A 14,473-nucleotide genomic window follows, 5' to 3' on the forward strand; every position below is an offset into this window, starting at 1 on the left:
AACCACAACTCGAACTTCAAGGATGCTCATAGCGGTTAGCCCCTGTATTCATTGGGTCACCTGAGTTCCTTGGAGTACTCGATGTACTGCTGCGGCTCCACCAGATCTTCTTTACCGATTAGTCAGCGCTGACGACGATGGCCACGCGGCGGTTTTCGGTGCGGCCGCTGGCGGTTTTGTTCGAGGCCACCGGTACGCTGCTGCCGAGGCCGCGCAGTTGGATGTTTTCTTCAGGCATGCCGACGCGGGTCAGTACGTTGCGCACGCTCTTGGCGCGGCGCATGGACAGTTGCTGGTTGTAGGCTTCTTTGCCGGAGGCATCGGTGTGGCCGTCGACTCGCACGTGGTCGATCCCAACCCCCAGTAGCGCCTTGCCGATGCGCTCGACAATTTCCGTGCTCTGCACGTTGAGGCTTTCCACGTCGCTGCCGAACAGCACCTTGCCCGACAGGCCAAATGCCCAACCTTCGTCTGTCAGTTCGAACCCTTGCTGTTTGAGCACGGCGATCTGCGCGGCGGTCAGGCCTTTTTGCGGCGCCGTCTGGCACCCGGTCAAGGCCAGCATGGCCATGAACAGGGTCAGGGTGAAGAATCGAAAGGATCGCTGGGTCACTGAGAACACGAGGTTAGCTCCTGGTTTTAAGATGGGCGGCAAGGTGCTCCGACCGTGCCGTGTATTGCCCGCCTCGGGAGAGGCGTTTGGCCTGGTACATCGCCGCGTCGGCGGCATGTAACAAGGTGCCGGGGGTGTCACCATGATCCGGGTACAGCGCGATCCCGACACTCAGCGAGGTCTGGACCGAGGAGCCATCCGGCAACTGCACCGGCAGTGCCATGCTGGCGATGATTTTGTCGGCAATGCGCTCGGCATCTTCGGTCTTGTGCAGGGGGGTCAGCAGCACGGCAAATTCATCGCCACCGAGCCGCGCCACCAGGTCTTCTTCGCGCAATTGCGCGCGTACCCGGGTCGCCACCGCCACCAGCACCGCATCCCCGGCCGCGTGCCCGTAGTTGTCGTTGATGCCCTTGAACCGGTCGCTGTCGAGAAACAGCACGGCCACTCGCTCGTTGTACTTGCTGGCACTGCGCACCGCCCGCGCCAGCCGTCCTTCAAAGAAGGCCCGGTTGGGCAAACCGGTGAGGCTGTCGTGATTGGCCTGGTGCGCCAGGCTTTCGTTTTCGCTCTGCAGGTGGGTCTGCCAGGACTCCAGTTCGTCGAGCAAGGCATTGAAGTCGTTGCCCAGGCTGTCCAGCTCGGCGATGCGCGCCGGCGGCACGCGCCGGTCGAAGGCCCGTTCGCTGCGGGCCGCGTGCGCCACTTGCGCCAGGCTGCGCAACGGCCCGGTAATGCCCTTGAGTTGCCGCCTGGCCAGGAACAACGCAACCCAGGCGCTGAGGGCGCTGCACAGGATAACGCCCGCCAGGCCGCTGAGCAGGAAGCGCATCAGGCTGCTGCCATGGCCGACGATCAGGATGCTGCCGACTTCCCGGTCCTGATGGACGATGGGCATGCGGATCGGCTCTTCCAGCAGGTGGCGGGCGATCTGCAGCTCCAGTGCCGAGACCAGGCCGCTTTCCCCGCGCTGCCAACGGGCCAACAACTGGCCCTGGGCATCGAACACCTGCGCGTCGGCCACCTCTTCGGTGGAGGCGATCAAGGCCAGTGCTTCGTTGGCGGCGACCTTGTCGTTGAACACCACCGCCGCTTCCACGGTGTAATTGATGGAGCGGGCGATCAGGTGCAGGTTGTGATCGGCATACACCCGCAATGCCAGCACGCCGAGCACGGTCAGGGACAAGCTGGTCATGGCCACCCCGACCAGCGCCACGATCAGGTTGCCCCGACCAATGACCGAACGCAGGGTCGGACGCCCCTCTCGGTTGAACAGGTTCATGGCGCAACCGCCTTGCGGCGCGAGAGTTGCAGCACGCTGGGGTGAATGCGCACGCCGCTGCGCGCGACCGAGTCGAGGTTGACCTCGAACGAGACCTGCTGGTCACTGACCCGCAGACAGAACAGGCTGCCCACCGCGCAGTGCTCGTCAGCCTCGCTGATGCTCAGCACCGGGTGCCCGGACAACGAGGCGAACAGTTGACTGCGTTCCTCGGCGGTCATTTCACCGATATAGACCGCATCACATTGACTGGCGATGGCCGGGTAGCTGGCCAACAGTCGGCGCACGACCACCGGACGCCCCGTGGCCTGGGTGGTGCCCTTGACCAGGTCGTCGGTGTATTGGGTGGGGCCGAGGAGGCACAGGCGCAATTGGTCGGGTTCGACGGGCCAGCGGGCGTAGCTGAGAATCCCCAGGACCACCTGGGTCACCGAGCGGGCACGCTGCTCGGCCATGCTGGCCGGCAATTGGCTCTCGGCGAACAACTGCGCGCTGAACAAACAGAGAATCCCGGCCAGCACCAAGCGCTTGCAGCTCATCATGGATTCTGTCGTCCAGACAGCCAGCTTCATGCGGGGATTCTCGTTGATTGCGACAAAATGATGCCGCAACGATAGCACAGCACCGATACCCGGGCGAGGACGCCCCGCCTGCCAGCTGGCGGGGCTATCCCGTTTATAGCCGTGCGGGGGAGACGCTCAGGAAACTGACTGGTCGATCATCTATCGCTGTCGTCCGCCAGTTCCAGCATCAGCCCGCTCAAGCGCTTGACCTTGCGCTTGACCGCTTCTTCGAACACCCCGCTGCGCGACTCGATCAGGCTGAACCAATCCTTGGCCCGGGTGATGCCGGTGTAGATCAGTTCCTTGGTCAGCACCGGATTGAGAGCGTCCGGCAGGATCAGCGCGGTGTGGGCGAATTCCGAGCCCTGGGATTTGTGCACGGTCATGGCGTACACGGTCTCTACATCGTTGAGCCGACTGGGCAGCACAAACCGTACCCCGCCCTGCCCGTCGTTGCGGGCAAAGGCCACACGCAGCACCTGCTTGCCGCCAGGCAGGGCATCACGCTCAGGCAATTTGAGGGCGATGCCGATGTCGCCGTTCATCAGGCCCAGGCCGTAATCGTTGCGCGTCATCAGCACCGGACGCCCTTCGTACCACTGCTGATCGCTGTCGATCAGCCGGGCCTTGAGCAGCGCCGCGGTGATGCGCTGATTGAGTCCCTCGACGCCCCAGGGGCCCTTGCGCACTGCGCACAGCAGCTGGAACGCGTCGAAAGCCTGCAATACCTGCCGCGCCCAATCCGTCCACACCTGATCTTCAGGCGCGGCGTCCGGGCTTGGGCGCTGGTTGCGCAACAGGCTCAGGTAGTGCCGGTAACCCTGCGGTCCGTCGCCGTGACCTTCCAGCAACAGGCGCTCCAGGGCCCGGTCCTGCTCGCCCTTGAGCGCCAGGACAAACAGGTCGGCGTGACTGCGGGCTGCCAGTAACTTGCGCGCCTCCTCGGCGTGCTGTTGGTTGACCCAGCGCGCCAACTGGCCGATGCCACTGCCTTCGCCGAAGCGCCGCGAGTGGCGCAACATCACCACTTGCTGCGCCAGCGGGTGGCTGGCGTCGAGGTCTTCCTGCAGGCCGCTGCGGCCCAGGTCTTCCGCGCTGACCGCCTCCAGCCAGGCCCGGGTCTGCGGGCTGTAATAGCCAGCTTCAGCATCCCGGCACAGGTCGCCCAGCACGGCACCGGCTTCCACCGACGCCAGTTGGTCCTTGTCGCCCAGCAGCACCAGGCGGGCATGGAGCGGCAAGGCATCGAGCAGATTGGCCATCATTTCCAGGTCGATCATCGACGCCTCATCCACCACCAGCACGTCCAGCGGCAGGCGATTGCCGGCGTGATGGCGAAAGTGCCGGGTGCCGGGACGGCTGCCCAGCAGGCGGTGGACGGTGGTCACGTCAGCGGGGATCTTGTCCCGGACCGCGTCGGCGACCTGCAGGCTGCGCACTTGCTGGCTGATGGACTCGGTCAGGCGCGCGGCCGCCTTGCCCGTCGGCGCCGCAAGGCGAATGCGCAGCGGCTTGCCCGCCTCCACGGCAGGCGCCTGGAGCAACGCCAGCAAACGCACCACGGTGGTGGTCTTGCCGGTGCCCGGCCCGCCGGTGATGATGCTGAAAGCACTGCGGGTCGCCAGGGCGCAGGCGAGCTTCTGCCAGTCGATCGGCGCCCCGGCGCGTGCCTGGCCGAACAGTCCGGCCAGGCGCTCGGGCAGGTCGGCCGGGGTCGGTTCGGCGGCCACCAGGCGTTGGCGCAGCGCCTGGTCGATGCGCCGTTCGTAGGCCCAGTAGCGACGCAAGTACAGGCGTTTGCCGGACAACACCAACGGCCGCTGCATGGCGCCTTCACACCCATCGGCGGCCAGCGCCACCAACGGACTGGAGGCCAGCACCTTGCACCAGTGTGCGCCGTCCAGGGCTTCGAGCAATTGCGAGGGCAGCAGTTGGGCACCGGTCTGCACGTCGCCTTCCGGTGGCAAGGACAGGGCGAAGTCCGGCGCCTTGAGGGTCTCGAACAGGTCGAGGCAGACGTGGCCGTGCCCCAGTTGGTGACTGGTCAAGGTCGCCGCCAGCAACACCAGTGGATCGTCGTGCGGCGCCCGCTCGTGGAGGAAGGCGACAAAGGCTTTGTCCAGCGCGCGCAGCCAGCCGCGCTCGACCCAACGTTCCAGCAACAGCAACAAATCAGTGGCGCTGCTCAGGGGTTGGAGTTGCGCCAGGCTCTCGGCCGTCAGCGGCGTGGGCAACAGGTCGGCAAAGGAACGGTTCATAGCAATACACCCTGCTCCCAGGCCGGTTCAGGCTTGGCCTCTGGTTTGCCCTGGAACAAGCGGTCCAGGCGTTCGATCAGTTCGCGCGGCGGGCGGGCGAAATAGGCGCCCTGGCTCGCCGCCCGGGTACCGCGCAAAAACAGGTACAGGGCACCGCCCATGTGCCGGTCGTAGTCGTAGTCGGCCAGGCGCGCCTTGAGTTGGCGATGCAGGGCCAGCAGGTACAGCACGTATTGCAGGTCGTAGCGATGGTCGAGCATCGACTGCTCCATGGCCTGCTCGGTGTAGGCCGAATCATCGCTGCCCAGCCAGTTGGATTTGTAGTCGGCCACGTAGTAGCGCCCGGCGTGCTCGAACGTCAGGTCGATAAAGCCCTTGAACATGCCATTGAGCAGCATCGATTCGGCCCCCACCCGGGCGACGCCGCCGTGGGTGTATTGGCGCACCAGTTCGTCGAGCTTGAGCACATCGACTTTATGGCTGGCGAACCAGAATTCCATCTCGACCCGGTACTCGCGCAGGTGTCCGAGGACTACCGGCGGTTGCTCGGCGCCCAGGCGCAGCGGGACCTGCAGCAGGTGTTGTAGCCAGTCGCTCAGCGTGACGATCCAGCCCTGCCAGCCACGACGGTTGCAGCGCCGGGCAATGGCGTCTTCAATCGCCTGCGGGTCGGCGCTGAAGCCTTCGTCACCGGCCCACTCCAGCAGGCCGTGGAGGAAGGTGCCCGGGTTGGGCCCACGCGGGAAGCGATGGATGTCACCGCCACTGGCCTGGACTTCACGGGGGGCATCGGGGTCGAGGCGTTCGTCATCGAACAGTTTTTGCGCCTGGGCACTTTCCGGGGCTTCCTCGCTGGCGGCCGAAAGGCTGTCGCCAATGCGCAGCCCGCTGTAGGAGGCGATCCACCAGTTTTCCGCGGCCTTGCGCTTGGGACTGAGCGCTGCCAACAACCGTGCGGCGTTGCGCGGCGGCTGGTACTGCTCGTCGCTGGCGGCGGGCATCGGCTGATGCTGCAACGCCGCACACCCTTGCTCCAGCGCTTGCAGCCAGGCTGACAAGCCAGCGGACTGCCCCAGCGCGGCACCGCCGCCGAGCACATAGCCCAGGGCCGAGAGGTGCAATACCGAGCTGTTGCTGTTGCCCCGCTTGAGGTCGGCGACACCGAGCCAGCACGCATGCTGGGCCCGGGTCAGGGCGACATAGAGCAGGCGCAGGTCTTCGGCCAGGCGTTCATGGTCGGCCAGGGCGATCAGCTCGGGCGTCGGGTTCAGGGTGACCTGGGGTTTGCCGCGCTCATCGTGGTAGTGCAACGGCAGGCGGCTGCCGTCCACCGGCTTGGCCGAGCAGATGAAGGGCAGGAACACCAGGGGGTATTCCAGGCCCTTGGACTTGTGGATGGTCACCACCTTGACCAGTTGCTCGTCGCTTTCCAGGCGCAGGATCTGCTCTTCACCCGCCTGCCCGGACAACGCCAGGTGTTCGGACAGGTGACGGATCAACGCCTGTTCGCCGTCGAGTTCGGCGGCGGCCTGTTGCAGCAGTTCCGAGAGGTGCAGCAGGTTGGTCAGCACCCGCTCGCCATCACTGCGGGCGATCAGCACCTGCGGCAACTGGAAGTCGTGGAGCAGGCGCCGCAACATCGGCAGCACGCCCTGCTTGCGCCAGACTTCGCGGTATTGGCGAAACTGCATGACCCGCGCCTCCCAGGCCAGTTCATCCTGGTTCAGGCGCTCCAGGTCGCTCAGCGACAGGTTCAAGGTGGTGCTGGCCAGGGCCGCCCGCAGCGGGCGCTCGACATCCGGCTCGGCGCACGCCTTGAGCCAGCTCAGCAGGTCATGGGCCTCCTGGGCGGCGAACACCGAGTCCTTGTCCGAGAGATAGACGCTGCGTACGCCGCGCGCCGATAACTCCTGGCGCACGGCCTGGGCTTCCTTGCCGTCGCGCACCAGGATCGCGATGTCGGCCGGCAACAAGCCCTTGAGGGCCTGATTGTCGCGGACAAAACCCGCCCGCCCCTGCTGGCCGCCATTGAGCAACGCGCTGATTTGACTGGCGCAGGCCGCGGCCAGTTGCTGACGATAGACCACCCCGGACAGCGCCTGCTCGCTGGGCAGATGCCAGAGGTTCAGCGCCGGCACGGCCTGGCCGTCGATCTGCAACGACTCCTTGCGCCCCTGGGACGCGACCGGGGCAAAGGGTACCGGGTTGTCACCGTTGGGCTCGCGGAACAGAAATGCGCCTCGGCCCTGTTCTCGCTGTTCGGCAGTCTGGAACACATGGTTCACCGCCGCGACCATGCCGTGGCTGGAGCGGAAGTTGGTGCCCAGGGTATGCAGGCGGCCGGTGGTGGCCTGGCGGGCGCGCAGGTAGGTGTAGATATCGGCGCCACGGAAGGCGTAGATCGCCTGCTTTGGGTCGCCGATCAGAAACAGTCCGCACGCCGGGTCGTTGTCTTCGATGCGGTAGATGCGCTCGAAGATGCGGTACTGCACCGGGTCGGTGTCCTGGAACTCGTCGATCAGCGCGACCGGGAACTGCTCGCGGATCAAGGTCGCCAGGCGCTCGCCGCCCTCGGCCTGCAAGGCCGCGCGCAGGCGCAGCAGCATGTCGTCGAAGCCCATTTCGGCACGCCGGCGTTTCTCTTCCTCAAAACGCGCGCCCACCCACTGCGCCGCATGTTTCAACACGGCGGCGTCCGGGGTCGGCAGCGCATCGAGCCGGGCCTTCAAGCCGGCCATGGCGTCCAGCCCGGGGTGGTCCGGCGCCTGGCCTTTCCAGGCTTCGGCCATGCCCTCGGGCGTCAGGCGGGTGAAGCCGGTGCCGATGTCCAGTTGCTCAAGGGATGGATCCTCGGCCCAGGCGCTGATTTTCTCGAACCAGGGCTCGAAGTAGCGTGCTTGCATCTTGCGCCCGTCGACGGCCTTGCTGGCGACGCCTTGCAGGCAGATGTCCCGCAGCTCCTGTGCCCAGACCGGCCAGGGCGCCTTGAGCGTCACCAGGGCCTCACGTCGCTGCTCAAGGCAGGCGGCGATCAACTGCTGCGGCGGCTCGCCTTCGATGCTGTCGCGCTCACTGTCGAACAAGCCGCGCACCCGCGCGAGCAACGCGGCAGGTCCACCCCAGTTGGCGCGGACCCAGTTCAGCGCATCGCCCTGCATGGGATAGCAATACAGGCGCCAGTAGTCGCGCACCACTTCGCCGAGCAGATCGCTGTGGTCGGTTTCCAGGGATTGGGTAAACAGGCTGCCACTGTCGAAGGCATGTTCGCGCAGCATGCGCTGGCACCAACTGTGGATGGTCGATACGGCAGCCTCGTCCATCCACTGCGCGGCGATGTCGAGGCGGTTGGCACAGCCGGGCCATTGCTCAGCGCTGTACTGGTCGCGCAAGTCGGCAATCAGGCTGTCGGGGGCCGGGGTCTCGTCGCGGAAGAACCGTGCGGCTTCGGCCAGGCGCGTGCGGATTCGCTCGCGCAGTTCCTTGGTGGCCGCGTCGGTGAAGGTTACGACGAGGATCTGCGGCGGCAACAGTTCGCGGCCAAAGCCGCTGGCGGCATCGCCATGGCCGAGTACCAGGCGCAGGTACAGCGCGGAGATGGTGAAGGTCTTGCCGGTACCGGCGCTGGCTTCGATCAATTGGCTGCCGCGCAGGGGAAACGCCAGGGCCAGGGGCAATGTCGCGGTCATCAATTGGACTCCTCGCCGGTGAGTGAGCGCCAGGGCGCAACGAGCAATGGCCGGTAGAGCGCTTCGCACCAGCCGTCAAAGGTCTCGTCGGCCAGCAGGGCGTTGTAGTCAGGGAACTGGCGCGCCAGGGCCGGGCTCTCGCGGCGCTCGCCCTCGGAGGTCTGGCCATCGCCTTCGTAGGCCTTGCGGGCAGCGGCATCGGCCTTGAGCGGGTCGGTCTGCCCAAGCCAGGCGAAGGCGGTCTTGACGGCGATGGGCAGGGGCTGGCGCATGCCCGCTTGCCAGGCTTGCATCAGCTCACCCAGGAGCTGCTCGGCGTGGGGCTGGTCCAGCGGGTCCAGCAGCAGGCTGTCATCACTGGCGACCAGCCCGGTGGTCATCGACAGACCGCTGGCACAGGCCACCAGGTGATTGACCCAGGGCCGGATCAGGCGATGCCATTTGCGCGTCTTGGGCGAACCGATGCTGTTGGGAATGCTGGTGACCGTCAGCAACCCGCCATCGCTGCGCTGATGCAGGCCCCCCAACCAGCCTTCCAGGCTCACGCCCTGCAGGTTCAACGACACGGGCAAGGCGCTGGTCAGCGGCGTTGGCCACAACTGCAGCAGGTGTTGATAACGCTGCAGCAGGTCCGGCAGGGGCTCGATCAATTCACGCTGCAGGCACTCGCCAAAACCGGCCATGGGCAGCAAGCCGCTGTCCTGCAGGCGCTTGGCCTGGGCCAGCAACGCAGGTTCGGGTTGATCCAGATGGCCGAGGGCGGCGGTCAGCAGGCTGTCGCTCAGGCTGTAGCGCTGCAAGGCATCGAGGACGAAGGGTTCTTCGTCGGCCAGCGGCGCTTCAGCGGCTTCGAAAAACACTTTCAGGCGCTGGCTGAAGAAGTGCCGGACCGGGTTGCGCAGGAAGTCCTGGAGCTGGCCCAGGGATAACGGTTCTTCCTGCACGTAGGGGGTCAGCAGGGTCGACGTTGGTTGGGCCGCGTGCTGTTCGTGCAGCAGTTGCCACTCCCGGGCATAGCTGAACAGGCCGTCGCCTTCATGGAAATAACGGGCGCTGAAGGGTTGCAGCGGGTGCTCCTGGGTCAGCGCGTGGAGCAGTGCATCGGGCTCGCCGGCGAGTTTCCAGCCATTGGCCAGGTGGTCACGCAACTGTCCGATCAACACGGAGGCAGGGCGCTGGCTGTTGTCGCGGATGCTGCGTCCGACCCAACTGATGTAGAGCTGGTCGCGCGCCGAGAGCAAGGCCTCGAGCAGCAGGTAGCGGTCATCTTCGCGCCGTGAACGATCGCCGGGGCGGTAGTCGCTGCCCATCAGGTCGAAGTCCAGCGGTGGCTGGGCGCGCGGGTAGTCACCGTCGTTCATGCCCAGCAGGCAGACCAGCTTGAAGGGGATGGCGCGCATCGGCATCAGGGTGCAGAAGTTCACCGCGCCGGCCAGGAACCGTTGAGACAGCCGGCCCTGGTCGAGGCCGGCCAACCAGGCTTCGCGCACCACTGTCAGGGGCAGCGGGTCGTGCAGGCCGACCGACTCGCAGGTCTCGAGCCAGGTTTCGCGCAGTAACTCCAGCTGGGCCAGCAGGTAGTCATCGTGTTCGTTGCTGGCCAGGAAAAACAACTGCATCAGCGCTTGCAAGCGGCTGCCCCATTGCTCGGGGGACGCAGCCTGGCTGAGTTCATCGTGGGCGATCTGTAAGGCATCAAGCAAGGCCACCAGGGGCCCGATCAACGCTGCATCCAGGCCGCCGATTTCATCGTAGGGTTCGATGCCGTCGCAGGCCTGACCGCTGCCCACCGCGTAGCCGAGCAGCATGCGCCGCAAGCCGAAGCGCCAACTGTTCTGCTCCAGCGCGTCGGGCAGGCCGAGGCCGGCGCGTTGCTCGGCGCTCATGCCCCAGCGGATCCCGGCGCCTTCGATCCAGCGATGCAGGGTCGGCAGGTCGCGCTCCTCCACCCCGAATCGCGCACGCAAGGCAGGCACGTCCAGCAGGTCGAGGATTTCGCTGACCGGGAAACGGCTGTCGGGCAACTTCAGCAGATGCTCCACGGCAATCAGCAGCGGATCACGGCCGCGCTGGCCCTGGTCGGTGAGGGTAAATGGAATGAAGCGCGGATCCGTGCGCTCCAGTTGCCCGAATACCGCACTGATGTGCGGCGCGTAGCTGTCGACGTCCGGCACCATCACGATCACGTCCCGCGGGCGCAACTGGGGGTCGGCACTGAAGCGGGCGAGCAACTGGTCATGGAGGATCTCGACTTCCCGTTGCGCGCTGTGGGCGATGTGAAAACGGATCGACTCATCCTGCGCCAGATCCACGGCGGGCCACAGCTCGCGAGTTTCGCTCAACGGACGTAATTCGAGGATGTCGTCCTGCAGTTGGTTGAGCAGGGTCTGCGGCTGGCTTTCGCTGAACAGGTCGATACGCCCATCGCGAAAGGCCGAGCGATAGCTGTTGGGGTCGTCATAGCTGTCGAGCAGGTTGATGTAGTCGCGGCCTTGCTTGCCCCACGCTGCCAGCAGTGGGTGAGCGTGCTGATGCAGGGTTTGCGGATCGAGCACCACCGGCATCCCGGCCTTGCGCGCCTGACGCTTGTATTGGTGCCGTAACAGGTCTTTATCGGCGACGATGTCTGCCCAATGGTGTCGGCAAGGGTTATGCACACAGAGCAGCACCTGGCTGAAACGGGCCAATCCGGCGAGGGCTTCCAGGGCCTGGGCGGGCAGTGAGGAAATACCAAAAACGATCACCCTGGACGGTAATCCGGCCGGCGCGGTGTCGAGCCGGGTGATGGTTTCAATGAAGCGCTGGTGAACTCCGGCACGGCTCTGCGCCATGCCTTGTTCTCCGACGTCGAGCAATAGCGCACGCCACAGTTCCGCCTGCCAGCAGTTGGCGGGGGTGAGCGGCTTGCTCTCGCCTCGGCCGTTGCGCAGTTGATGGCGCCCGGCGGCCCAGTCTTCCAGCCAGTCGGCTCGGTAGACCTGGTACTGGTCGAACAGGTCGGCGAGGCGCTCGGCCAGTTGGTAGCGTTTACGCAGGTCGGTGTCGTGAGTCAGGAAACGCTGCAGCGGTTCGAAATGTGGCTGGTCGATCAGTTCGGGCAACAGGCGCATCAGTCGCCAGGTCAGGGGGGCTTTGTCCAGCAGCGACTTGGCGGGAATTTCGGCGCGTCCCAGGACCAGGCGGTACAACTGCCACATGAAGCTGCCGGGCAATTGCACATCAATGGCTGCGGCAATACCGCAGCCCCCCATGTCGTCTTCTTCCGGGTCTTCGGCCAATGCCAACTTCAGCCATTGGGCAATGCCGTTGCTCTGCACCAGGGCGATTTCGTTTTCCAGGGGCGCCAGCGGATAACGCCGCATCCAACTGACCACCAGGCTACGCAGTTCATCCAGGCGGTTGCCGTGAACCACCATAAAACCAGTACTGAGTAGCGAGCCGTCCGCCATGAGTGCTTCCTTGGATAAGTGCCTGAGCCAGGGCCGAACCTTAGCATTTTGTGGCAGCCGGGTGCCGCCCGAAAGGGGCGCTGGAGGGTGCGCACTTTCTCGTGCGCAAAAACAAAACCCCAACTGCTTTCGCAATTGGGGTTTCGGAATTTAATCTTGACGATGACCTACTCTCACATGGGGAAACCCCACACTACCATCGGCGATGCATCGTTTCACTGCTGAGTTCGGGATGGGATCAGGTGGTTCCAATGCTCTATGGTCGTCAAGAAATTCGGGTACTGAGTCGTGGCCAGTCGGCCTCGCTTCAGCAAATTGGGTATGTGATAGCTTTCGGTGTTTTGTGAGTTTCTCGAACTTTCGGTTCGTTTCGTCTTCACACACCGCAATCAGATGCCTCTTTCGAAGTCACAAGATTGCTTGGGTGTTATATGGTCAAGCCTCACGGGCAATTAGTATTGGTTAGCTCAACGCCTCACAGCGCTTACACACCCAACCTATCAACGTCGTAGTCTTCGACGGCCCTTCAGGGAACTCAAGGTTCCAGTGAGATCTCATCTTGAGGCTAGTTTCCCGCTTAGATGCTTTCAGCGGTTATCTATTCCGAACATAGCTACCCGGCAATGCCACTGGCGTGACAACCGGAACACCAGAGGTTCGTCCACTCCGGTCCTCTCGTACTAGGAGCAGCCCCTCTCAAATCTCAAACGTCCACGGCAGATAGGGACCGAACTGTCTCACGACGTTCTAAACCCAGCTCGCGTACCACTTTAAATGGCGAACAGCCATACCCTTGGGACCGGCTTCAGCCCCAGGATGTGATGAGCCGACATCGAGGTGCCAAACACCGCCGTCGATATGAACTCTTGGGCGGTATCAGCCTGTTATCCCCGGAGTACCTTTTATCCGTTGAGCGATGGCCCTTCCATACAGAACCACCGGATCACTAAGACCTACTTTCGTACCTGCTCGACGTGTCTGTCTCGCAGTCAAGCGCGCTTTTGCCTTTATACTCTACGACCGATTTCCGACCGGTCTGAGCGCACCTTCGTACTCCTCCGTTACTCTTTAGGAGGAGACCGCCCCAGTCAAACTACCCACCATACACTGTCCTCGATCCGGATAACGGACCTGAGTTAGAACCTCAAAGTTGCCAGGGTGGTATTTCAAGGTTGGCTCCACGCAGACTGGCGTCCACGCTTCAAAGCCTCCCACCTATCCTACACAAGCAAATTCAAAGTCCAGTGCAAAGCTATAGTAAAGGTTCACGGGGTCTTTCCGTCTAGCCGCGGATACACTGCATCTTCACAGCGATTTCAATTTCACTGAGTCTCGGGTGGAGACAGCGCCGCCATCGTTACGCCATTCGTGCAGGTCGGAACTTACCCGACAAGGAATTTCGCTACCTTAGGACCGTTATAGTTACGGCCGCCGTTTACCGGGGCTTCGATCAAGAGCTTCGCGTTAGCTAACCCCATCAATTAACCTTCCGGCACCGGGCAGGCGTCACACCCTATACGTCCACTTTCGTGTTTGCAGAGTGCTGTGTTTTTAATAAACAGTCGCAGCGGCCTGGTATCTTCGACCGGCGTGGGCTTACGGAGCAAGTCCTTCACCCTCACCGGCGCACCTTCTCCCGAAGTTACGGTGCCATTTTGCCTAGTTCCTTCACCCGAGTTCTCTCAAGCGCCTTGGTATTCTCTACCCAACCACCTGTGTCGGTTTGGGGTACGGTTCCTGGTTACCTGAAGCTTAGAAGCTTTTCTTGGAAGCATGGCATCAACCACTTCGTGTTCTAAAAGAACACTCGTCATCAGCTCTCGGCCTTAGAATCCCGGATTTACCTAAGATTCCAGCCTACCACCTTAAACTTGGACAACCAACGCCAAGCTGGCCTAGCCTTCTCCGTCCCTCCATCGCAATAACCAGAAGTACAGGAATATTAACCTGTTTTCCATCGACTACGCTTTTCAGCCTCGCCTTAGGGACCGACTAACCCTGCGTCGATTAACGTTGCGCAGGAAACCTTGGTCTTTCGGCGTGGGTGTTTTTCACACCCATTGTCGTTACTCATGTCAGCATTCGCACTTCTGATACCTCCAGCAAGCTTCTCAACTCACCTTCACAGGCTTACAGAACGCTCCTCTACCGCATCATCCTAAGATGATACCCGTAGCTTCGGTGTATGGTTTGAGCCCCGTTACATCTTCCGCGCAGGCCGACTCGACTAGTGAGCTATTACGCTTTCTTTAAAGGGTGGCTGCTTCTAAGCCAACCTCCTAGCTGTCTAAGCCTTCCCACATCGTTTCCCACTTAACCATAACTTTGGGACCTTAGCTGACGGTCTGGGTTGTTTCCCTTTTCACGACGGACGTTAGCACCCGCCGTGTGTCTCCCATGCTCGGCACTTGTAGGTATTCGGAGTTTGCATCGGTTTGGTAAGTCGGGATGACCCCCTAGCCGAAACAGTGCTCTACCCCCTACAGTGATACATGAGGCGCTACCTAAATAGCTTTCGAGGAGAACCAGCTATCTCCGAGCTTGATTAGCCTTTCACTCCGATCCACAGGTCATCCGCTAACTTTTCAACGGTAGTCGGTTCGGTCCTCCAGTTAGTGTTAC

General features: G+C 63.2%; 6 protein-coding genes and 2 rRNA genes (1 of these 8 cut by a window edge). All 8 read right to left on the reverse strand.

The genetic code is table 11. The annotated features are described in order from the left end of the window. Positions 1 to 118 precede the first annotated feature (118 nt). Positions 119 to 622 (reverse strand): outer membrane lipoprotein YfiB, encoded by a 504-nt coding sequence (yfiB, locus tag Q1W70_RS06790; RefSeq protein WP_302098701.1) that lies wholly within the window; start codon positions 620 to 622, stop codon positions 119 to 121. A gap of 4 nt (positions 623 to 626) precedes the next feature. Beyond that, positions 627 to 1,895, reverse strand: a complete 1,269-nt coding sequence (dgcN, locus tag Q1W70_RS06795; RefSeq protein ID WP_182343380.1) for a diguanylate cyclase DgcN/YfiN — start codon at positions 1,893 to 1,895, stop codon at positions 627 to 629. After that, positions 1,892 to 2,467, reverse strand: a complete 576-nt coding sequence (yfiR, locus tag Q1W70_RS06800) for a regulatory sequestration protein YfiR (RefSeq protein WP_166590332.1) — start codon at positions 2,465 to 2,467, stop codon at positions 1,892 to 1,894. The genes dgcN and yfiR overlap by 4 nt, the downstream gene beginning before the upstream one ends. A 146-nt stretch (positions 2,468 to 2,613) precedes the next feature. Continuing rightward, positions 2,614 to 4,716: an exodeoxyribonuclease V subunit alpha gene (gene recD / locus Q1W70_RS06805; RefSeq protein ID WP_302098702.1), complete on the reverse strand. Its 2,103-nt coding sequence runs from the start codon at positions 4,714 to 4,716 to the stop codon at positions 2,614 to 2,616. After that, positions 4,713 to 8,402, reverse strand: coding sequence for an exodeoxyribonuclease V subunit beta (gene recB / locus Q1W70_RS06810; RefSeq protein WP_302098703.1), 3,690 nt, complete (start codon positions 8,400 to 8,402; stop codon positions 4,713 to 4,715). The genes recD and recB overlap by 4 nt, the downstream gene beginning before the upstream one ends. After that, positions 8,402 to 11,851, reverse strand: coding sequence for an exodeoxyribonuclease V subunit gamma (gene recC / locus Q1W70_RS06815; RefSeq protein ID WP_302098704.1), 3,450 nt, complete (start codon positions 11,849 to 11,851; stop codon positions 8,402 to 8,404). Before recC ends, recB begins: the two co-directional genes overlap by 1 nt. Before the next feature lie 154 nt (positions 11,852 to 12,005). Further along, positions 12,006 to 12,121, reverse strand: a 5S ribosomal RNA gene (gene rrf, locus Q1W70_RS06820). Between the two features lie 161 nt (positions 12,122 to 12,282). Further along, positions 12,283 to 14,473: ribosomal RNA gene (locus tag Q1W70_RS06825) — 23S ribosomal RNA — on the reverse strand; it runs 703 nt beyond the window's last position.

Source organism: Pseudomonas kielensis, from assembly GCF_030505375.1.
Classification (GTDB): domain Bacteria; phylum Pseudomonadota; class Gammaproteobacteria; order Pseudomonadales; family Pseudomonadaceae; genus Aquipseudomonas; species Aquipseudomonas kielensis.